Origin of the sequence: Actinoplanes siamensis, from assembly GCF_016862395.1 — a bacterium.
Taxonomy (GTDB): domain Bacteria; phylum Actinomycetota; class Actinomycetes; order Mycobacteriales; family Micromonosporaceae; genus Actinoplanes; species Actinoplanes siamensis.
On sequence record NZ_BOMW01000068.1, the window covers coordinates 25,003 to 45,771 of the forward strand.

General features: G+C 69.1%; 17 protein-coding genes. 10 read left to right on the top strand and 7 right to left on the bottom strand.

The genetic code is table 11. The annotated features are described in order from the left end of the window. Positions 1–33: 33 nt before the first annotated feature. Both dnaN and dnaA read right to left on the bottom strand, forming a co-directional pair. Positions 34–1,167: a DNA polymerase III subunit beta gene (gene dnaN / locus Asi03nite_RS31615; protein ID WP_203684169.1), complete on the bottom strand. Its 1,134-nt coding sequence runs from the start codon at positions 1,165–1,167 to the stop codon at positions 34–36. A gap of 1,602 nt (positions 1,168–2,769) precedes the next feature. After that, positions 2,770–4,599 (bottom strand): chromosomal replication initiator protein DnaA, encoded by a 1,830-nt coding sequence (gene dnaA, locus Asi03nite_RS31620; RefSeq protein WP_239103062.1) that lies wholly within the window; start codon positions 4,597–4,599, stop codon positions 2,770–2,772. A 610-nt stretch (positions 4,600–5,209) separates the two neighbouring features. On the opposite strand from dnaA, the gene rpmH reads away from it, so the two are divergent. The 9 genes from rpmH (at position 5,210) to Asi03nite_RS38175 (ending at position 14,408) form a co-directional block, all read left to right on the top strand. Then, positions 5,210–5,347 (top strand): 50S ribosomal protein L34, encoded by a 138-nt coding sequence (gene rpmH, locus Asi03nite_RS31625; RefSeq protein WP_203684171.1) that lies wholly within the window; start codon positions 5,210–5,212, stop codon positions 5,345–5,347. Positions 5,348–5,383: 36 nt separating this feature from the next. Continuing rightward, entirely contained in the window at positions 5,384–5,740 is a 357-nt protein-coding gene (rnpA, locus tag Asi03nite_RS31630; protein WP_203684172.1) for a ribonuclease P protein component, read from the top strand. Beyond that, a complete protein-coding gene (gene yidD / locus Asi03nite_RS31635) occupies positions 5,737–5,994 on the top strand; it encodes a membrane protein insertion efficiency factor YidD (RefSeq protein WP_203684173.1) in 258 nt (85 codons plus the stop codon). The genes rnpA and yidD overlap by 4 nt, the downstream gene beginning before the upstream one ends. A gap of 1 nt (position 5,995) precedes the next feature. Continuing rightward, complete coding sequence (yidC, locus tag Asi03nite_RS31640; protein WP_203684174.1) at positions 5,996–7,027, top strand: membrane protein insertase YidC; 1,032 nt, start codon at positions 5,996–5,998, stop codon at positions 7,025–7,027. A 137-nt stretch (positions 7,028–7,164) separates the two neighbouring features. Next, on the top strand, positions 7,165–7,767 hold the full coding sequence (locus Asi03nite_RS31645; protein ID WP_203684175.1) for a Jag family protein: 603 nt from the start codon (positions 7,165–7,167) through the stop codon (positions 7,765–7,767). A 277-nt stretch (positions 7,768–8,044) separates the two neighbouring features. After that, entirely contained in the window at positions 8,045–9,064 is a 1,020-nt protein-coding gene (rsmG, locus tag Asi03nite_RS31650) for a 16S rRNA (guanine(527)-N(7))-methyltransferase RsmG (protein ID WP_307834045.1), read from the top strand. Between the two features lie 825 nt (positions 9,065–9,889). Next, entirely contained in the window at positions 9,890–10,876 is a 987-nt protein-coding gene (locus Asi03nite_RS31655; RefSeq protein WP_444978651.1) for a ParA family protein, read from the top strand. Then, complete coding sequence (locus Asi03nite_RS31660; RefSeq protein WP_203684176.1) at positions 10,873–11,934, top strand: ParB/RepB/Spo0J family partition protein; 1,062 nt, start codon at positions 10,873–10,875, stop codon at positions 11,932–11,934. Before Asi03nite_RS31655 ends, Asi03nite_RS31660 begins: the two co-directional genes overlap by 4 nt. A 1,409-nt stretch (positions 11,935–13,343) precedes the next feature. Then, entirely contained in the window at positions 13,344–14,408 is a 1,065-nt protein-coding gene (locus Asi03nite_RS38175) for a hypothetical protein (protein ID WP_239103063.1), read from the top strand. Between the two features lie 522 nt (positions 14,409–14,930). On the opposite strand, the gene Asi03nite_RS31670 is transcribed toward Asi03nite_RS38175, so the two are convergent. Continuing rightward, on the bottom strand, positions 14,931–15,890 hold the full coding sequence (locus Asi03nite_RS31670; RefSeq protein ID WP_373872192.1) for a D-alanine--D-alanine ligase family protein: 960 nt from the start codon (positions 15,888–15,890) through the stop codon (positions 14,931–14,933). A gap of 8 nt (positions 15,891–15,898) precedes the next feature. Continuing rightward, a complete protein-coding gene (locus tag Asi03nite_RS31675) occupies positions 15,899–17,197 on the bottom strand; it encodes an aminotransferase-like domain-containing protein (RefSeq protein ID WP_203684178.1) in 1,299 nt (432 codons plus the stop codon). 165 nt (positions 17,198–17,362) lie between these two features. On the opposite strand from Asi03nite_RS31675, the gene Asi03nite_RS31680 reads away from it, so the two are divergent. Beyond that, positions 17,363–18,013 carry a GNAT family N-acetyltransferase gene (locus Asi03nite_RS31680; RefSeq protein ID WP_203684179.1) on the top strand — a complete coding sequence of 217 codons (651 nt, stop codon included), beginning with the start codon at positions 17,363–17,365 and terminating at the stop codon, positions 18,011–18,013. A gap of 137 nt (positions 18,014–18,150) precedes the next feature. Here the strand turns inward: Asi03nite_RS31680 and Asi03nite_RS31685 are convergent, their stop codons facing one another. The 3 genes from Asi03nite_RS31685 to trxB all read right to left on the bottom strand — a co-directional run bounded on the left by Asi03nite_RS31685 (position 18,151) and on the right by trxB (position 20,708). Further along, positions 18,151–19,302 carry an N-acetylmuramoyl-L-alanine amidase gene (locus Asi03nite_RS31685; RefSeq protein WP_203684180.1) on the bottom strand — a complete coding sequence of 384 codons (1,152 nt, stop codon included), beginning with the start codon at positions 19,300–19,302 and terminating at the stop codon, positions 18,151–18,153. A 103-nt stretch (positions 19,303–19,405) separates the two neighbouring features. Next, positions 19,406–19,732, bottom strand: coding sequence for a thioredoxin (gene trxA, locus Asi03nite_RS31690; protein WP_203684181.1), 327 nt, complete (start codon positions 19,730–19,732; stop codon positions 19,406–19,408). A 16-nt stretch (positions 19,733–19,748) separates the two neighbouring features. Continuing rightward, positions 19,749–20,708, bottom strand: coding sequence for a thioredoxin-disulfide reductase (gene trxB, locus Asi03nite_RS31695; RefSeq protein ID WP_203684199.1), 960 nt, complete (start codon positions 20,706–20,708; stop codon positions 19,749–19,751). Between the last annotated feature and the right edge of the window lie 61 nt (positions 20,709–20,769).

Below are 20,769 nucleotides of genomic sequence, written 5' to 3' on the forward strand. Positions count from 1 at the left end.
CCCCCTAGAAGTGCGAATGTTCCTCGCTCAGTATCAGCGCGTTACCCGGATCGGCATGATCAGATAGCGGTATCCCGGGATGATTTCGCCACTTTCGCCAGCGGGGGAGATCACAGCCGGCTTGAACGCGTCGACGAAGGAGAGGACCGCGGTGGGGGCGCCGAGGTTCTGCAGGCCGTCGATCAGATACTGCGGGTTGAAGCCGATGGTCAGCGCCTCACCGGTGAACTCGGCCTCCATGGCCTCGCTGGCGCGCGCCTCCTCGGTGGTGCCGGCCTCGACCACCAGGCCGTCCTCGCCGAAGCTGAGCAGCACCGGGGTGGTGCGCTCGGCGACCAGCGCGACCCGGCGGACCACCTCGACGAGCGCGGCCACGCCGACCCGTGCCTCGGCGTTGTGCGAGGCCGGGAAGAGCGAGCGGACCGGCGGATAGTTGGCGCCGTCGAGCAGGCGGCTGGTGGTGCGCCGGGTGCCGCCGGCGAAACCGATCATGCCCTCGCCGGCGTTGCCCTGGGCCAGCGCCAGGGTGACCGAGCCGCCCAGCGGGCCCAGCGCCTTCGCCGTGTCGTTCAGCGTCTTCGCCGGGACCAGCGCGTTCAGGCTGATGTCCGGGTCGTCCGGGTTCCACTCGATCTCGCGCATGGCCAGCCTGTACCGGTCGGTGGCCAGCATCGCCATGGTCGTGCCGTTCAGCTCCAGGCGGACGCCGGTCATCATCGGCAGCGTCTCGTCCCGGCCGGCGGCGATGGCCACCTGCGAGACCGCTGAGGCGAACGTGGCGGCGTCGACGGTGCCCGCGCTGGACGGCATGTCCGGCAGGGTCGGATAGTCCTCCACCGGCATCGTGGGCAGGGTGAAACGCGCGCTGCCGCAGACCAGCTCCAGGTGCGCGCCGACGGCGGCGATGTCGACGGGCTTGCCGGGCAGCGCCTTGGTGATCTCGGCGAGCAGGCGCCCGGAGACCAGGGCGGCGCCGTCGGCGTCGGCCTGCACCTCGACGGAGACCTGGCTGGAGACCTCGTAGTCGAACCCGGAGACCTGCAGGCGGCCGTCTGTCACTCGCAGCAGGACACCGGCGAGCACCGGCACTGACGGCCGGCTGGGCAGGCTCTTGGCTGTCCACGCCACGGCGTCGGCGAGCGAGTCTCGCTCCACCCGGAACTTCATGCTGTCCTCCGCGATGCTTCCTCTACGGGGCGTAGGAGCCCACTGAAACTCTATGGCGCTGACGGTGTTCACGTGTGCCCGACCCCGGGTGCGGCGGGCGGTGCGCGGCAGCGGGCCGGCTCGCCGCACGGCACTGACCTACCTTGCCTTGCCCGGCTCCGGAAGCGAAGGGCCGCCACCTGCCGGTGTTGACGCTCTTCCGACTGAATTCCGCGACCCGTCGCCGATGGGCCGGTCCGGAGGTCTGTCACATCTCCGGGCCTGACTGTCTCAACGAGGGGCCGGTGCCCGGAGGCATCGGCGGGATCTGTCCCCCGTCTCTTCCCGGTGGTCCCTCGACGGGGCGCCGGGCTCAGCGGTGCTGAAGCCTGGCACCGATCCCGCTCGGTGCCAAGTGCTCTCGCACCAGCGGCCTGGAGGCCGAGCCTCCAGCCCTTCCACAGCGTGATGATTGCCTTTTGACTCCTATTAGAGAAATAACTAGTCGTCTTCGTAGGCCCTGTGCACTCTGTGGAGAACTTGCGTTTTGGCTGGTGAGAAGCTTATCCACCGGTGAATGACCTGTGGGAAACCCGGGTATAACCGGGGGTCTGTGTCCACAGCGAAGGACTTCCACACGGGTTATCCACCGTTGTCCACCGGCTATCCACCGGTAATCCACTGGGTTTGTCCCCGTCCTGTGGATGACGGTCGGGCCGCCGGCATCCCGTCGTCCACAGATCCTTCAACAGGTAATCCACACCCGTCCACAGGCAGTTGACTAACTGTCTAACGCTCCGTGTCTGTCCACATCGATTTCCCCAGGAGTTGTCCACATCTGTGGTGAACGGGGTGAGCGTTGTCCACCGACTGGGGATAACGCCTGTGGATTCCTGTGGACAAGTGTGGAAAACGTTGGCACGAAACGTACCCGTTCTGGCGTTGACAACTTTGCTCTGGCCGCCCTAAAAAGTTGACATGGAAGGGCATCGATTTAACCAGGTCCGGCCGGATTCTGGGGACAGATCTGTGGACAACCCCGTGTAAAAGCGGTGGATAACTGTGTGGGTTCTCCGTCGTTGCAGGTCAATCCCGTTGTCAGGTGCCTGTGGGGAACTTTGGATTTCTGTGGGAAACCCGGAGACGGGCTGTTGACGCGGTCGGGCGAGGTGCGGGCCTGTGGGCATCCGCGGGGCGATCCCTGTGCGACGCGCGTGGGCGCCTGTGGGAAACCTCGGTTTTTCCTGATCAGGCCGCCTGCGGCACGGTAGGGCCGGCACAACGGGGCGGTGGCGGCGCGACGGGGATGGCAGAGGTGCGACCGGGCGGTGGCGAGCGGCGCGGTGGGCACGACGAGGCGCTGAGCGAGGCGATACCGAGCGGTCGGCGGAGGCGTGGCGCGGCGCCGGCGGGGCGACGTGATCGAGTGGCGCGCAGGCGATAAGCGCGGACGCCGAGGCGGGTCGAGCGGAGCGTGGTGTGAGGCCTTGACCGGGCGGGAGCGGCTGGCCCGAGCTCAGCCACGGCGGGCGGCCCGGAGGGGGTCCGGAGCGGCAGCGGCGTCGGGGGGCCGCTCGGCGGGAGAGGGCGATGCGGTGGTGGCGGGCGCGGCCCGTACCGGAATCAGGTGTTCTGTTTGATCCTGTTGGTCAGCTCGGCGATCTGGTTGTAGAGCGAGCGCCGCTCGGCCATGTGTTGGCGGATCTTGCGGTCCGCGTGCATGACCGTGGTGTGGTCGCGGCCGCCGAAGGCCTGGCCGATGCGTGGGAGGGAGAGGTCGGTCAGCTCACGGCAGAGGTACATGGCGACCTGGCGGGCGTTGACCAGGACCCGGCTGCGGGAATGTCCGCGCAGGTCCTCCAGGGAGACGCCGAAGTAGTCAGCGGTGGAGACCATGATCTGGTCCGCGGTGATCTCCGGGCCGGCGCCGTCCGGCATGAAGTCGCGCAGCACCTCCTCGGCCAGCGAGAGCTGGACCGGGGAGCGGGTGAGGCTGGCGAACGCGGTCACCCGGATCAGGGCGCCCTCGAGTTCGCGGATCGAGTTGGAGACCCGGGACGCGATGAACTCCAGCACGTCGTCGGGGGCGTACATGCGCTCCTGCGCGGCCTTCTTCTGCAGGATCGCGATGCGCGTCTCCAGGTCGGGCGGCTGGATGTCGGCGAGCAGGCCCCATTCGAACCGGGTGCGCATCCGGTCCTCCAGCGTGGCGAGCTGCCGCGGGGAGCGGTCCGAGCTGATCACGATCTGTTTGTTCGCGTTGTGCAGCGTGTTGAAGGTGTGGAAGAACTCCTCCTGCGTCCGCTCGCGGTTCTCCAGGAACTGAATGTCGTCGATCAGCAGGATGTCGACGTCGCGGTAGCGGCGCTGGAACGCCTGCGTCTTGTCGTCGCGCAGGCTGTTGATGAAATCGTTGGTGAACTCCTCGGTCGAGACGTAGCGCACGGAGCGTGCATGCCCCAGGGTGGTTGCGTAATGACCGATGGCGTGCAGGAGGTGGGTCTTGCCCAGCCCGGAGCTGCCGTAGATGAAGAGCGGGTTGTACGCCTTCGCCGGCGACTCGGCCACCGCGACCGACGCCGCGTGCGCGAACCGGTTGGACGAGCCGATGACGAACGTCTCGAACATGTACTTCGGGTTGAGCCGGTTGCCGTCGTTGCCGCCGGGGCGCGGGGACGTGCCCGGACCGCGCAGGTCGATCGGAGTGCGGCCCGGACCGTTGTCACCGCGGGACGGCATGGGGTCGTCGCGGCGGTCGTCCGGGCGGCGCTGGTTCTCACGGAGCTGTGCCGGGTCGGCGGGCATCCGCAGCGCGGCCGCCTCGTTGGGCGCCGGGGGCACGTCGCGTTCCGGATCCTTCTCCGGGGCGCGGGCCGGCGCCGGCCGGTTGGCCGGGGGCGCGGGCGGCATCGGGTCGGCGAAGAGCGCCTCCTGGCCGTCCCGGGCACTGGGCACGTTCCGTACATATGGCGAGGTGGGGGCGGAGTGCTGCGCGGAACCGGTGGGGTACGGCTCGGGCGCGTGGTCCGACGGCCCGAAAGCGGGCTGCTGGTACGGCGGCTCGGGCGGGTACGCCGGGAGCTCCGGCTGATAGGGCCGGGGATCGGGGTTGCGGGGGGAGTCGGCGTAGTGCAGCGGCTGCGGCTCGCGGGGCGCCGGCTCGGACCCGCCCTCGACCGGGGTGCCGTAGACGGTGCCGGGCATGCCGGTGCCGTCCTCCGGCGGGCGGACCGTGACGGCCACCTGGATCGGCCGGTTCAGCCGCCGGGTGAGCGCCTCGGTGATCGCCGGGCGCAGGCGGAGCTCGATGACGTCCCGGGTGTACGCGTCCGGAACCGACAACAGCGCGGTGTCCTCGACGATCGCCCGCAGCCGGGTGAACCGGAGATAGGCACGCTGCTGCCGGGAAGCGATCTCCTCGGACAGTTCGCTGAGCGTGTCCTGCCACAGCATGCCCAGGTCGACCTGATCGGCCACCGCAGCGCCACCCCCATCGCCACCGACCCCCGGTGACCTTGTGTCCGGCCTTCCTCTGTGCCTGTCGGCGCCCGTGCAGGCAAACCGATCGGCTCCCCCAACCCAGCACAGTCAACGCGCTGAACACGCACGGCGCCACCGGCTATCCACAGGTTATCCACAACCCGTGGCGATACCGGTGGCGCTCCCGGCCGGATGGTCGGCAGATTCACCGGAGCCTGTAGCGGCGCGGGCTTGAAACAGGCTCACCGTGGCGAACGATCCACCTGCTTGTCCGGTTTTGGCCGCTGCCTCGTGGTATGCGGACGACCGGGTAAGACCAGCAACCGCGCACGCTAACAGCGCCTGCCGTGCGACTACAACCGCTGTCTCGTCCGGTGCCCGCTCGTTCGCAGGAAAAGATTCACTTTGTGCGTGGAACGACCTGGTGCTCCTTCCGGGTTCCCGCATGTCGGCGTGCCGATCCAGGATATGGTTGACCGCTGCAACCGCCCTGCGTAGGGTTGAGCGGTTGCTCCGCCGCGCTCTGATAAAGTGGCGTCTTGCAGCGGATGCCCCCTGACGTAGTTGAAGACGGAGTTCTGACGTGAGCAAGCGCACCTACCAGCCGAACAACCGCCGGCGCGCCAAGACCCACGGCTTCCGGCTGCGCATGCGCACCCGTGCCGGTCGTGCCATCCTTTCCGCCCGCCGTAACAAGGGCCGCGACAAGCTGTCGGCCTGAGCCGGCGCTTAGTCGGGTCGGAATGCCCAGGTAGTCGTGCTGGCCGCGACGCAACGACTGCGGCGTAGCGCGGACTTCGCCGCAGCGATTCGCGGTGGCCGCCGAGCCGGCCGCGGGACTCTGGTCGTTCACCTGCTTATCGAGGAGCCGGCGCACGCCTCCACGGCGCGCGCCGGCTTCGTCGTATCCAAGGCCGTGGGCAACGCGGTGGTCCGGAACAAGGTCCGCCGGCGGCTGCGCCACCTGGTCCGGCCGCTGCTGACCGAGCTCCCTCCGGGCGCATCGCTGGTGGTCCGGGCCCTCCCGCCGGCCGCCGAGGCGGGCTATGCCGATCTCGCCGCCGACCTCTCGGGCGCGCTCGCGGCGGCCCGGCGTCCCCGGCGGCCGCGATGAGCCCGGCCGCCCGGCTCCTGACCGCCGCGGTCGTCGCGTACCGTCGATACTTGAGTCCGGCGTTGCCGGCCCGCTGTCGGTTCTATCCCTCGTGCAGTGCGTACGCCCAGGAGGCCCTGGCGCGGCACGGCGCGATACGGGGGACGGGCCTGGCGATCTGGCGGCTCCTGCGTTGTCATCCCTTCCACCCTGGCGGGTACGACCCGGTGCCTGACCCGATCCGTCACCGTCCTGCCGATGTGACTGGAGCTTAGATTGAGTCTCGACTGGATCTACTACGCCATTTCGTGGATCCTCCTTCGCTGGCATGCCCTCTGGGACGCGATCGGCATTCCCGACGACCGTGTGCTCGGCACGAACTGGGCCTGGGTCCTCTCGATCTTCTTCCTGGTGGTGACGCTCCGTGTCATCCTCTTCCCGGTCTTCGTCAAGCAGATCAAGAGCCAGCGCGCGATGCAGGCGCTGCAGCCCAAGGTCAAGGCCCTGCAGGAGAAGCACAAGGGTGACCGGGAGACGCTCCAGAAGGAAATGATGGAGCTGTACCGCACCGAGAAGGCCAACCCGCTGATGGGGTGCCTTCCGATGCTCCTGCAGATCCCGGTCTTCCTCGGCCTGTTCCACGTGCTGCGCCACCTCAACCCGAACCTGCCGGAGCGGCTCAAGACGATCTACGGCTGGTCGCTGGAGCAGTTCAACAGCGCCTCGGCGGCGCACCTGTTCAACGCTCCGATCAGCGCGAAGTTCGGGTCGACCGACGCCGAGCTGGCCGCCCTGGGCGCGAACGGCACCACGGTGAAGATCCTGGCCGCGGTCCTGATCCTGCTGATGATGACCACGACGTTCCTCACCAGCCGGCAGATGATCCTCAAGACCGGCTGGGCGGAGGACCCGCAGCAGAAGATGATCCAGCGGCTGATGCTCTACGGCATCCCGTTCTCGCTGCTCATCTCCGGTTCGCTGTTTCCCATCGGCGTGGTCATCTACTGGGTGACGAACAACCTGTTCACCCTGGCGCAGCAGCAGTGGGTGCTGCGGAAGTTCCCGCCGCCGCAGATGGCCGGCGCCAAGAACGGCTCGGCCGCCCGCCCGGTGACCGCCACGTCGCGCGGCGACGACCCGAAGAACCCGGTGCAGCCGGCCCGCGCCGGTGGCCTGTTCGGCCGGAAGAACACCGTGCAGGAGCCGGCGACCCCGGTGGTGGACACCAAGGCGCTCGCCCCGAAGCCGGGCGCCAAACCGGTGAATCCGAAGAAGGGCGCCCGACCGGCGAACAAACCCAAGGGATGATCGCGGCGCGGGCCCGGTGTGCCGGGCTCCGCGCGCTCCCCTGGCTACAGACCTCCCCGCGACACGTACGCATGTCGGGCGGCGCGGGAAACAGCGGACCGATCGTGGTCCGGCCCGAGTGACAACGGAGATGAACCGTGACCGACACCAGTACTCCCCCTGCTTCCGACGCCTCCGCTCCGGAAGCGGTAACAGAGGCATCGGCCGCGGCGGACGCCTCCACCGAGGCCTCCGCGGAGGCCCCCGCAGAGGCGAAGAAGTCGGAGAGCGTCGCCTCGGACAGCGACCTGTTCCGGCAGAGTGAGATCGCTGCGGACTATGTCGAGGGCCTGCTGGACATCCTCGACTACGACGGTGACATCGACGAGCTGGTCTCGGCCGGCCGCCCGATGGTCGAGGTCGTCGGTGGCCGGCTGCAGCCGCTCGTCGGCCAGCGTGGCGCCACGCTGGAGGCGCTGCAGGAGCTGACCCGGCTGGCGATCTTCCGGGCGACTGGATCGCCGAGCCGCCTGCTGCTGGACATCGGCGGGTACCGTGCCGCCCGGCGCAAGGAGCTGGCCGCCGTCGCCCGCAACGCCGTCGAGAAGGTCAAGGAGCACGGTGAGGCGGTTCGGCTGGAGCCGATGTCGGCCTTCGAGCGCAAGTGCGTGCACGACGTGGTGAACGCGATCCCGGGCGTGCAGAGCGAGTCCGAGGGCGTGGAGCCGAACCGGCGCATCGTGGTTCGTGTGGCGGAGTGAGATGACTGACCCTCGCTTCGGCGCGGGGGATGTCGGCCCGGGCGTCTCAACGCCCGGGCCGTCGTCTTTCCCGGCCTCTTCACCGTCCTCGCCCTCCTCGGGGCCGTCCGCTTCCCCGGACTCCTCTCGGCCGGCTTCGTCGGCTTCCTCCGGGCCGGCTTCCTCGTCGGCTTCTGGCTCGTCGTCTTCTTCGGGGGGCTCGCCGGGGTCGTATGCGGCGCGTCCCGGCCTCACCCACGGTGCCGGCAGTTCTCCCGCCCCGCTCGACCGTTCCGCCGTGGACGTCCGGCGGCCGCCCGCCGGGATGGCGGCCGCCGCCGAGGCCGTATTCGGTGAGCGGTTGGAGCTGGCCGGGCGGTTCACCCAGCTACTGGCCACCGAGGGCGTCGTGCGTGGCCTGATCGGCCCGCGGGAGACACCGAGGTTGTGGGAGAGACACCTGGTCAACTGTGGGGTTATGTCCCAGTTATTCCCTTTCGGGTCGTCAGTTACTGACGTCGGATCTGGTGCCGGATTGCCCGGTATCGTGCTGGCTGTGGCCCGGCCAGATCTCGGCATTACGCTGGTCGAGCCGCTGGCCCGTCGTACCGCCTTCCTGGCCGAAGCGGTCGACGAGCTCGGCCTGGACAACGTCACGGTCGTGCGCGGGCGTGCCGAAGAGGTGCTCGATGAGGTGGCCGCCGCGGATGTCGTGACAGCGCGGGCCGTAGCGGCACTAGACCGGCTGGCGGGGTGGTGCCTGCCGCTGGCCCGGGTGGGGGGCAGGTTACTGGCGCTCAAGGGAGCGTCGGCGGAGGAGGAGATCAGTGAACATCGGGCCGCCATCGAGCGGATCGGTGGTGGCGAACCCGAGCTTCGGCTTTGCGGGATCGGTCTGATCGACCCACCGGCGACGGTTGTGGAGATCGTCAAGGTGCGGGAGGTCAAGGCCGGGCGCGGCCGGGGTGGCGGTTCGGGCCGCCGGTCCGGGGATCGTGGCGGGCGCAGGGACGCCGGCGGTGGCTCGGGCCGTGCTGGTGTTGGCGGTGGCTCGGGTCGCGGTGGTGCTCCCGGCGGATTGGGCCGTGGTGGTGCTGGCAGCGATGTCGGTCGCGGTGATGCTGGCGGCGGTTCGGGCCGCGGTGGCTCGGCCGGCTGGTCGGGGCCGGGGGGTGACGGCGCGGGGCAGGGCGGTGCGGGCGGTCGCTCGGGGCAGGGCGGTGGACGGTTCGGTCAGGGTGGCCGGGCCGGAGGGGCCGGTGGCCGGCCGGCCGGTGACGGCCGCGGCGGCGGGCGGGGGAATCCACGGAGGGGATAGATGGCCAGGCGGGGTGCGAGGAAGCGGATCACGCGCAATGCGCGCCCTGCGCCATCACATTCTTCGGAGGTACGGGCGGAGCAGCCCTCTGTCTCCGAACCCGATACGTCGGCGGCCACCCTCGAGCCAGGCACCGCGCGCCGCGATGTTTCACGGGAAACATGCACACCGGGAGGTGTGGCGCAGCCTGCGGTCCCTGATGTGATCGGGCCGCATGGCATGGCATCGGAGGAGCGGAAGTCTGCGCTGAACGATGTCCGCGACCAGGAACCCGCCGAAGCGGCACCGGGAAGCTCCCGGGTCGGTCATCGGCGTACGGGCGAATGGTCTTCCGAGGTCGACCCTCAGCCTGTGGATAACTCGGTCTCTTTTGAGGAGAGTTATGGCGGCAACTTGCGGCTTGTGTCCGGGGTAATGGTGTTTGTCAGTCGGAGTGCGGACGAGAATGCGACGTTGCGCTCGACTCATCCTGTGCACGGACATGGCGACGCTCGCCCGGCAGCCGTAGGCTGGCCAGGCGTCGATAATGTGGACCGGATTTCTCCCGCCGGGACGCATGGTTCGCAGGCCGACCCGTTCCTAGCCAACAGGGATAAAGCGGTGCATGAGTACGGTGTTTCACGTGAAACCGAGTCGCCTCTCGACCGGCCGTCGGGAGTGAACGCGGGCGGATTGCACGCTGGCGAACAGAGTGTGCCTCAGCCCCGGCCCGGCGGTTATCAGTCCACGACGCCCGGCGCGACCTATAGGTATGGAGCATCCCTGCCGCATCAGCAGGACGACTTCCGCGGACCCGCGCCGTCACCGCGGTCGAGCGCCCCCGCGGTGGGCCAGGCGTCCGCCGCACCCATATCGGCTTCACCTACGTCCGGTATCTCCACTTCTGGCGCGTCCGTCCAACCCGACGAGCATGTTTCACGTGAAACGCCGGGCGGGGATGAAGACGATCCGCCCCTGGCCATGGAAGCGTTGCGAGCTGTGCAGATCCTCAACCCGAGCGGCGAGATCATCATGCCGCGCCCGGACCATTCCCGGGTGATTTGCGTCGCCAACCAGAAGGGCGGCGTCGGGAAGACGACCACCACGGTGAACCTGGCGGTGGCGCTCGCGCTCCACGGCAACCGGGTGCTGGTGGTCGACCTGGACCCGCAGGGCAACGCCTCCACCGGCCTCAACGTGCCGCATCACGCCGGCGTGCCGGACGTCTACGACTGCCTCATCGACAACGTGCCGTTGGCCGAGGTGGCCCAGGGCGTCGAAGGCATCCCGAACCTGTACTGCGTCCCGGCCACCATCGACCTGGCCGGCGCGGAGATCGAGCTGGTCTCGGTGGTGGCCCGTGAGTCCCGGCTGGCCCGGGCGATCGCCGGGCACCCGGAGAAGTTCGACTACGTGTTCATCGACTGCCCGCCGTCACTGGGCCTTCTGACGGTCAACGCGCTCTGCGCGGCGCAGGAAGTGCTGATCCCGATCCAGTGCGAGTACTACGCGCTGGAGGGCCTGAACCAGCTGATCAACAACATTAACCTGGTACGCCAGCACCTGAACCCGACGCTTGACGTCTCGACCATTCTGCTTACCATGTACGACCGCCGGACCCGGCTGGCCGACGCGGTGGAGCAGGACGTGCGGAACCACTTCGGAGCCAAGGTTCTGAACGCGGTCATTCCCCGGAACGTGCGAGTGTCGGAGGCTCCGAGCTACGGCCAGTCGGTGATGACCTACGATCCGGGATCACGGGGAGCAACCAGCTACTTCGAGGCGGCTCTGGAGATCGCGATGCGTGGGGTCAACACAGGAGGCACGGCATGAAGAACCGTCCGCGGGGAGGCCTGGGCCGAGGCCTGGGTGCGCTGATCCCCACGGCGCCTGCCGCCGAGCCCGTCGAGAACGGCTCGGAGATCGCCTCGGTGTCGGCAGCCGCCAGCGCGGTCACCGTGGAAGCCGACGGTCTGCCCTCGCCGGCGGTCGCACCGCCCGCTCCCACCCCGGCGCCCGCCGTCGAGAACGAGCTCGCGCCGGTCCCGGGCGCCCGCTTCGCCGAGCTTCCCGTCTCGTCGATCGAGCCGAACGGCAAGCAGCCACGGCACGTTTTCGACGAGGAGGCTCTGGAAGAGCTCAAGACTTCGATCCAGGAGGTCGGATTCCTGCAGCCCATCGTGGTGCGGGAGCTCGGCGACGGACGGTACGAGCTCGTCATGGGCGAGCGCCGGTGGCGTGCGGCCCAGGCGGTCGGCAAGGAGTCGATCCCGGCAATTGTCCGGGACACCCCGGACGACGCGATGCTGCGGGACGCGCTCCTGGAGAACATCCACCGGGCAAACCTGAACCCGCTGGAAGAGGCGGCCGCGTACTCGCAGCTTCTGGAGGAGTTCGGGGTCTCACACGAGGAACTGGCCCGGCGGATCGGACGCAGCCGGCCGCAGATCTCGAACACCATACGGCTGATGAACCTGCCGGCTCCGGTGCAACGACGGGTTGCGGCGGGTGTGCTGTCGGCTGGCCATGCCCGGGCGTTGCTCGGGCTCGATGGTGCCGACGCGCAGGAGGAGCTGGCCGGGCGGATCGTCCGGGAAGGGCTCTCGGTGCGGGCCACTGAGGAGATCGTTCAGCTGGCGCAGCAGGATGGGCCGACGAAGAAGGCCCCGCCGGCTCGACGCGCCAAGGTGCACGCTCCGGCGCTCAACGATCTGGCCGAGCGGCTGTCGGATCGGTTCGACACCCGGGTGAAGGTCGACATCGGGCGCAACAAGGGCAAGATCACTATCGAGTTCGCGACGGTGGACGATCTCGAACGGATAGTCAGCATGATCGGCGTTGAGGAGGAGGGGGCGCGTTCCGACAGCCCGCCCGCCGACTCGGAGAGCTGACTCCTCGCATCGCCTGAAAGCACGCGTCCTGGGACGCGTGCTTTCCTCGTTTTCCGGTTCTGTCAGAGCGATTCTCCTGGGATTTCCAATGCGCTCAGACTCCGACTTCTGGCGGTTTCGGATGCCCAATTTGTGGCTTCTGGAGCCGCTGGCGAGCCGTCCGGCACCCAGATGCTCGCGGGTGGCCCGAATCCGCTCCGGCTCTGGTCTCTGGCGCTTGGACCGCCGATCTGTGGATTTGGCGGGTGGCTGTGTCCATCGGTGGTGGACACCCAGTCTCGACGGCCTGGCGTGGAAGTGATGGCTGGTCTGTCGAGGCCCTGACCGTGGTGGGGTTCACTCTGCTGATCGGATGGAACGGTTGGCTGCATCGCGGTCCGCGAGCGGGAGCTTCCGGAGGGCGCGCTCGCGCCGGCCTGATCTTTCAGTCAGTGTCAGAGCACCGTGGAGGTGAGGCAGTGGCGGATGGTCCCGTTGCCGCCCGTTTCACGTGAAACGCGCGCCGTTGACCGGTATGAGCACGATGGTCCGCAGATCCCCGGACCGCATACCGGTAGGCTTGCATGCTGACGGGTCGACGCTCGGGTGTTGCGGTTTAGCGCCCGGGTCGGCGTCTGCTGCTTCGTGTCTGCCGGCCAGCCTTTATAGCCCAGCGCCGACGGCCCAGCCTCTACTGCCTAACGACTGCGGCCCAGCGCCTCTACCGCCCACCGCCTGCCGCGAAGTTCCCGTAGTCCTGCGGTCCGCACCGCGCGCTCTGCCCCGCGCGGTCCGCACCGCGCGCTCTGCAGTCTGCGGCCTTGACCCTGCACCCTACGGCCCGCGGTCTGCGGGGTGCGGTCTGCGGGGTGCAGGCCGCGGTTGTGGTCGCTTTCGGGGCCCGGAGCCTGCGGTGCGTCAGCCCGACGGCGGCTGCGGCTGGTTCGGTTTCAGGGGGCGGGCGTTGCTGGCTGATGATCACTAACGGGTGGCTTGCGCCACGCCGACGGTGCTTGATGAACCGCGGATCCGAATCTGAGTTGGTGGCGGACACATGGGTCGGGACCACTATCCACAGGCTGTGTGTTACGGAGGTTGAAGGTGGGACGTGGCCCGTTTCACGTGAAACGGTGCCGATGGCCTGGGTGTTGTCCACTGCGCTATCCACAGGGTCAGCAAGCGTTCTACGTCGCGTTTCACGTGAAACAAGTGGGGCTGTGGATAACTTCTGTGGATAACTTCGGGGTCGGTGTGGAGAGTCGCACGCTGACAAGCTTCGACATGGACCGGGTTTTGAATCGCGTTCTGGGATCGACTTCTGGCTTCTTCGCCGGGGCTTCCAAGGTATCCCCCCGATCGTGCGAAATTGACCCGGGACAGCCCGTCCTGACCTGGGCTAAGGTCACGTCGTGTCCGAGAACACCGTCCCCCTGCCTGACTTCACGCGCTGGCCGTCGTTTCCGTTCGAGGGCGACATGCGGGTCAAGAAACTCGCTCCGCCGGTGGAGGTGGAGCCGCCACGGAGCGGTGAGGACGATTCCGAGTGCGTCGCCTGCGGAACGCCTGACGACGCGTACATCTGGGTCTCGGAACGCTGGCGTGTCCGGGCGATGGATCGGCCCACCGGGCTACCGATGGTTCTGATCCTTGAATGCCGATCGCATCTCGACCTCGGTGATCTCCCGAACCTCCTGGCCGCCGAGCTCGGCGTCATGACGGTCCGGCTGGAACGCGCGATCCGTTCGCTCGACGGCGTTGCACGGGTCCACGTGAATCGGTGGGGCGACGGCTCGGCGCACCTGCACATGTGGTTCCTCGCGCGACCGTACGGCCGGCTGCAATTACGCGGAACTTTCCTCTCGCTCTGGGACGACATCCTTCCAGTCATCCCCGAACATCAGTGGCGCGAGAACCTGGCGCTCGTCGCCGCATGGCTCGCTGACTTCGGCGGCAAGGCGATCGCGGAGCCGGCCCACATCGAGTGGGAGTCGTCAGGCACCTTGAACGTGCCGGCCACTGGCGACGACATGGCCCGCGAGGCGGGCCGGCGGCCGGAGACGCTGGGCGACATCCGGGCCGGCGTGGCGGGCGACAGCGGCACCGGCACATTCGGCGGCATGTGGATCAGCGCGGCGGCTGACAACGGGACTGGCACACCGGACGACATGGGGACCAGCACACCGGACGACATGGGGACCAGCACACCGGGCGGCATAGGGGCCAACGCACCGGGCGGTATGCGGGCCGGATCAGCGAGCGGCATGGCGGCTGGCGCGGCGGGCGAGGTCCGGGCCGGAGATCCTCGAGTGCGCCACAGCGATGACCCGACGGCTGGAAGCCCCCCCGGAGCGACGCCAGTGGCGGAGGCGTCACCCACGACCGCGTCGCAGACGCCCACTCCGCTGGAATCCCGCGGGGCGGGCTCTCATGGGACGGGGATCCTCAGTACCGGTGCCGGCAACGCCGCCGCCGGAGCGGGTGAGCCGGAGTCCTAGCGCTGCGGCATCCGATGTTTCACGTGAAACGGCCGTTCCAAGGGGCGGCCGTTTTGTGTGAGCCGGAGCTCGAAGCTCTGGCCTCAGTGAGTGAGGCCATGTGAGAACGGAGGCCGTCGGGGCGGATGAGGTTGGCGGCGTCTGCGAGTCAGAGGGACAGTCACGGTTCCTGGGAGTCTGCCGGGTCAAGGCGGTGCGGTGGCGCCAGGGGCTTTCCGGTGATCAGGGAGTGCCCTTGCGGTGCCGGCGTGGCGTTCTCATCGGTGCCGGTGATGCGTCGGGGATCCCGGTGACGGTGGAATGTCGTGACCCGGTGACGTGGTGACCCGAGGAGTGGTGAGCCGGATCGTGGTGAGCCGGGGTGGCGAGCCGAGGAGTGGTGACGCGGGTCGTGGTGAGCCGGGTTGTGGTGAGCCGGATCGTGATGAGCCGGGGTGGCGAGCCGGGGCGGTGGGCCGGACACGAAAAACGGGCGCGGCCCCTGAAGGGTCGCGCCCGTCGCCCGGAACGGAACAGTGCGGATCAGCGCTTCCGCGCGACCGCCCGCTGCACCAGCGCCGCCAGGGTCGCGCCGAAGTCGATCCCGGCGGCCTGGACCGCCAGCGGCAGCAACGACGTCTCGGTCATCCCCGGCGACACGTTGCAACCAAGCACCTGCGGCCCGCCGTCCTCCGAGACGATCACGTCGATCCGGGACAGGTCGCGCAGCCCCAGCGCCTTGTACGCGTCCAACGCCGTGCTCCTGACCCGATCCTCCACCGCGGGATCGAGGCGGGCCGGCACGTGCCACGTGGTCCGCCCGGCCGTGTACCGAGCGGCGTAGTCGTACACCCCGTCGCGCGGCACGATCTCCACGATCGGCAGGGCCTCCGGACCGGTGCCCAGGTCGACGATCGAGACGGCCAGGCTGGTGCCGCTCACGTACTGCTCCACCAACGCGGTCGCGTCGTACCCGAAACAACCCACCATCGCGGCCGGCAGGTCCGCGGCATCCCGGACCACGGCGGCGCCCAGCCCTGACCCGCCCTGTGCCGGCTTCACCATCAGCGGCAGTCCGAGCCGGGACACGATCCGGTCGAGCACCGCGACCGCACCCAGCTCGGAGAACCGGTCGTGCGGCAACGCCACCCAATCCGGCGTCGGAATCCCGGCCTCGCGCAACCGCGACTTCGCCGACGGCTTGTCCCACGCGAGCCGGGCGGTGCGGGCGTCGGCGCCGACATAGGGCACGCCGCACAGGTCCAGCACCCCGCGCAGCGACCCGTCCTCACCGGTCGCCCCGTGCAGTGCGATCACCACGGCGTCCGGCGGGTCGGCCCGCAACGCCGGCAACAGCGACACGTCCGCGTCGTGCATCTCCGCCTCGATCCCGGTGGACCGCAGCGCGTCCAGCACCCGGCGCCCGGACCGCAGGGAGACGTCCCGCTCGTACGAGAGGCCGCCCGCCAACACCAGAACCCGCAACTCGTCCCGCGTACCCATGGAGGTGATCATGCCAAGTCGGGTCCGGGAGCGTCCGCGGCGGCCGGTCCGCGACGGCGCTGGGAGGAGATGGTGGCGGAGCCACCGAAGACCGCTCGCGTAGCGAGCTCCTGATCCATCACCCCGGACAACCGGCGCACGCCCTCACGAAGCCTGTCCGGCGCCGAGAAGGAGAAGTTCAGCCGCATGTTGCCCCGCCCGGTCCCGTCGGCGTAGAAGCCCGTTCCGGGCACGTAGGCGACCCGGGCCGCGATCGCCCGCGGCATCATCGCCTTCGAGTCCAGCCCGTCGGGCAGGGTCGCCCAGACGAACAGGCCGCCACCCGGGCGGGTCCACGTGGTGCCGGCCGGCATCAGGTCGGTGAGAGCGCTCAGCAGGGCGTCCCGCCGCTCCCGGTAGATCTCCCGGTACACCTTGATCTGCTCGCGCCACGGCATGGTCGTCAGGTACTGCGTCACCGCGCCCTGGGCGAAGGCGCTCGGGCACAGCACGTTCGCCTCGCTCATCATGACCAGCTTCTCCCGGACCGCGTGCGGGGTGAGCACCCAACCGACCCGCAGTCCGGGCGCGAACGTCTTGGAGAACGTGCTGCAGTAGAAGACCCCTTCGCGCCGGCGGGCCCGCAACGGGCGCGGCGCGTCCTCCTCGAACGACAACATTCCGTACGGATCGTCCTCGATCACCAGCAGCCCGGCCCGCTCGCAGATGTCCAGGATCTGCTCCCGGCGCTCCTCGGACAGCGTCACGCCGGCCGGGTTCTGGAAGGTCGGGATCGTGTAGAGGAACTTGGCGCGTGGGGACTCCCGGAGCGCCTCCTCGAGAGCCGCCGGGATCAGCCCGTCCTGGTCCATCGCCACGTGCCGCACCTGTGCCTGGGCGGCCTGGAAGACGCCGAGTGCGCCGACGTAGGTCGGCCCCTCGGCGAGCACCACGTCGCCCGGGTCCAGGAACAGCCGGGCCAGCAGGTCGAGAGCCTGTTGCCCGCCGACGGTGACCACCACGTCGTCCGGTGACGCGCCGGTGATGCCGGACAGGCTCATCACCTCGCAGATCTGCTCGCGCAGCTCGATGGTGCCCTGGCCGATCCCGTACTGCAGGCTGGTGGCGCCCTGCTCGGCGCCGAGCCGGTTGAGCATCTCACCGACCGCGTCGAGTGGCAGCGCGGCGATGTACGGCGAGCCGCCGGCCAGCGACACCACCTCGGGCCGGCTGGCGACGGCGAACAGCGCCCGGATCTCCGACGTGGTCATTCCGCGGACCCGGCGCGCGTAACGGTCGGTGTAGTCGTCCTGAGTAGTACCGGTCATTCGCTTCTCACCCCTCAAAAGGAAATGCGATGAGGGACAGACTAGTCGCCGAATGCATCGAGGACGGGTCACCTATGACGTGACCTGCTCCCGTTCACGGGTGTCGCGACGTACGATTTCCAGGGCGCGGATGTGCGCCGGTCCGCCTGCGCAGGGGAGTCCGTCGTGTCGCGACGCCTGGTCAATCTCACTCTCGACACCCTCGAGGACCTGCCCCGGCCGTGCCGCCAATGTGTGTACTGGGAGCTCGACCCGGTCTCCGCCGAGCGGGCCTGCGCCACCGGTGACCCGGGGCTGGAGAAGGAGGCCTGGGTCTCCCAGACGCTTCTGGAGTGGGGCTCCTGCGGCAAGCTGGCGTATGTGGACGGGCTTCCGGCCGGCTTCGTGATGTTCGCCCCGCCCGCCTACGTCCCCCGCTCGATGGCCTTCCCGACCTCGCCGGTCAGTGCCGACGCCGCGCTGCTCACCACGGCCAAGGTGGTGCCCGCGTTCGCCGGTGGCGGCCTGGGCCGCATGCTGGTGCAGGGCGTGGCGCGGGATCTGACCAAGCGCGGGGTGAAGGCGATCGAGGCGTTCGGCGACGCCAAGCCGGACGAGGACAGCGAGGGCGCCTGTGTCGCCCCGGTGGACTTCTTCCTGTCGGTGGGCTTCAAAACGGTCCGGCCGCATCCGCGCTACCCGCGGCTGCGGCTCGAACTGCGGACCGCGCTGTCCTGGAAGTCGGATGTGGAGTACGCGCTGGAGAAGCTCCTCGGCTCGATGAGCCCGGAGAAGCTGCTCCGCCCGATGCCGGCCGCCAGCTCGATCGAGAACTGACGCCGGCGGCGGGGCTCCGGCACACCCCGGCCGTCCGCGGGACAACCGTCAGACGGCCGGAAAGACAAACGCTAGGCGCGGTCCGCGGACGGATACGGCTCAAGCGTCCCGCGAAAGGCGCGTCCAGCGGACAGGGCTCAGGCGCGGTCCGCGAGAGCCATCCGCAGCTGCCGCACGTCGATCGACCCGGTCGGCACGTCCCGCTCGACCGGGAAGTACATCCGCTGCACCGCGGCCAGGATCGCCTCGACGATCTGTTCCCGGAACATCGGGTTGATCAGCCGCTCCCGATCCGCCGGCGACGTCAGGTAGCCGAGATCCACCCGCACCGTCGGCATCCGGGTCAGGCGCAGCAGATCCCAGGTCTTGGCGTGCGTCCGGCAGTCGTGCATCCCGGTCCGCACCACGATCTCCCGCTGCACCAGGTTGGCCAGCCGCTCCCCGACTGTCGAGCTGAGCCCGCTGCCGGTGCCATAGTGATACGTCGCCACACCCTCGGCCGCGGCCGAGGGATGCCCGTCCAGGTGCAGCGAGATGAGCAGATCGGCACCAAGGCTGTTGGCCAGCGTGGCCCGCTCGGCGCCGCTCATCGGCTCGGCGGGCTGCGGGCCACGGGTCAGGTGCACCCGCATCCCGGCCGCTGCCAGCCGGCCCTCCAGCCGGGCCGCCAGGTCGAAGACCAGGTCCGCCTCGGTCCAGCGCAGCGGCCCGTCGGGCACCACCACGCCTGTGTCGTCCCCGCCGCCGTGACCGGGATCGATCACGATGGTCTTGCCCACGAGGTTCGGCCCGGACTGCCGGAACGCCTCGGCCTCGCGCAGCCACTGCGGGCGTCCGCCGACCACCTTGCGGCCGAGCCGGCGCAGCGCCTTCATGGTCTGCGGGCCACACGAGCCGTCCGGGGTGAGGCCGACCTCGCGCTGGAACTGGGCGACCGCGCGGGCGGTGCGGGCGCCGTAGATGGAGTCGGGGCGGCCGGCGTCGTACCCCATCTCCAGCATGCGCTCCTGGAGGGCGCGGACGTCCTCACCGGTCAGCGCGTCGGGCACCGAGTGGAAGAGGCTGCGTGAGCCGAGCCGCCAGCGGGCGCCGTCCAGCGCGCGCCACGTCTCGTCGCCGACCATGCCGTCCACGCCGAGGCCACGGCTCTGCTGGAAGGCGCGCACCGCGTTCTCGAGGGCCTCGTCGAAGAGGTCCGGCTCGGGATCGGCGAGCAACTCCAGCCCGGCCAGAATCGACCGGATCTCGGAAACGGCAGGACCGGTGTCTCCGCGTCGGATGGACCGCACTCACGACTCCCTAGGGGCGAGAAGGGACGACCTTCCGGAGCGTACTCCGGCGGACAAACAGAGCCCCGCGTCCGTACTCCGGACGCGGGGCGACAGGAAACGATCAGAGCGCGGACTCGATGAAGTTGACCAGGAAGCTCTTCGGCTTGGCGCCGGCCACCGAGTTGATCCGCTCGCCGTCCTTGAAGATGGTCAGGGTCGGCACGGACATCACCTGGTACGCCATGGCGATCTCCGGGTTCTCGTCGATGTTGACCTTGACGATCTCCACCTGGTCACCCAGCTCGGAGTCGGCGATCTCGGCCAGCAGCGGGTCGACCTTCTTGCAGGGCACGCACCACTCGGCCCAGAAGTCCACCAGCACCGGCTTCTTGGACTGCAGCACGTCGGTGGCGAACGTCTTGTCGGTGACCACCTTGGTTGCTCCCACGAGGACCCTCCCGGTCTTACAGCTCTACGAATGAAGCGATGAAGCGCTCGGCGTCCAGCGCCGCGGCACAACCTGTCCCGGAGGCGGTGATCGCCTGCCGGTACGTGTGGTCGACCAGGTCACCCGCGGCGAACACGCCGGGGATGTTAGTGCGGGTGCTCGGGTGCTGCACCTTGACGTAGCCCTCGTCGTCCAGCTCGATCTGGCCCTTGAAGAGCTCGCTGCGGGGGTCGTGGCCGATCGCCACGAACACGCCGGTCACGTCGAGAATTTTCGTCTCGTTCGACACCACGTTGCGCAGGCGCACGCCGCCGACCTTGCCGTCGGCGCCGAGGATCTCCTCGACCACCGAGTTCCACTCGACCTTGATCTTCTCGTTGTCGAGCGCGCGCTTCTGCATGACCTTGCTGGCCCGGAAGGAGTCCCGGCGGTGCACGATGGTCACGGTCTCGGCGAAGCGGGTGAGGAAGGTGGCCTCCTCCATCGCCGAGTCGCCGCCACCGACCACCACGATGTGCTGACCGCGGAAGAAGAAGCCGTCACAGGTGGCACAGGACGAGACGCCGTGGCCGAGCAGCTCCTGCTCGCCGGGCACGCCGATCGGGCGCCACGCGGAGCCGGTCGCCAGGATCACGGCGCGGGCGAAGTACTGCTGGTCGCCGACCCAGACGGTCTTGAGGCCCTCGGTGCCGGCCTCGGTGGGCCTGTCGGTCAGCTCGACCCGGCTGACGTCGTCGGTGACGAACTCGGCGCCGAACTTCTCCGCCTGGGCGCGCATGTTGTCCATGAGCTCGGGGCCCATGATGCCGTCGCGGTGACCCGGGAAGTTCTCCACCTCGGTGGTGGTCATCAGGGCGCCGCCGGACTGCACACCCTCGATCACCAGAGGTTTGAGGTTGGCGCGGGCGGCGTAGAGCGCCGCCGTGTAGCCGGAGGGCCCGGAACCGATGATGATCAGATTGCGGACCTCGTCCACTGCCGACTCCTCAAAGTTTGTCTGCACGCCGGTAGAACGCCATGCTAGGTATTCACCATTC

What these genes read in the sequence shown, in the direction of transcription:
- dnaN (WP_203684169.1), bottom strand. Translation starts at nt 1,167, where the DNA reads ATGAAGTTCCGGGTGGAGCGAGACTCGCTCGCCGACGCCGTGGCGTGG.
- dnaA (WP_239103062.1), bottom strand. Translation starts at nt 4,599, where the DNA reads ATGCTGTGGCAGGACACGCTCAGCGAACTGTCCGAGGAGATCGCTTCC.
- yidD (WP_203684173.1), top strand. Translation starts at nt 5,737, where the DNA reads ATGAGCCCGGCCGCCCGGCTCCTGACCGCCGCGGTCGTCGCGTACCGT.
- Asi03nite_RS31660 (WP_203684176.1), top strand. Translation starts at nt 10,873, where the DNA reads ATGAAGAACCGTCCGCGGGGAGGCCTGGGCCGAGGCCTGGGTGCGCTG.
- Asi03nite_RS31670 (WP_373872192.1), bottom strand. Translation starts at nt 15,890, where the DNA reads ATGGGTACGCGGGACGAGTTGCGGGTTCTGGTGTTGGCGGGCGGCCTC.
- Asi03nite_RS31675 (WP_203684178.1), bottom strand. Translation starts at nt 17,197, where the DNA reads ATGACCGGTACTACTCAGGACGACTACACCGACCGTTACGCGCGCCGG.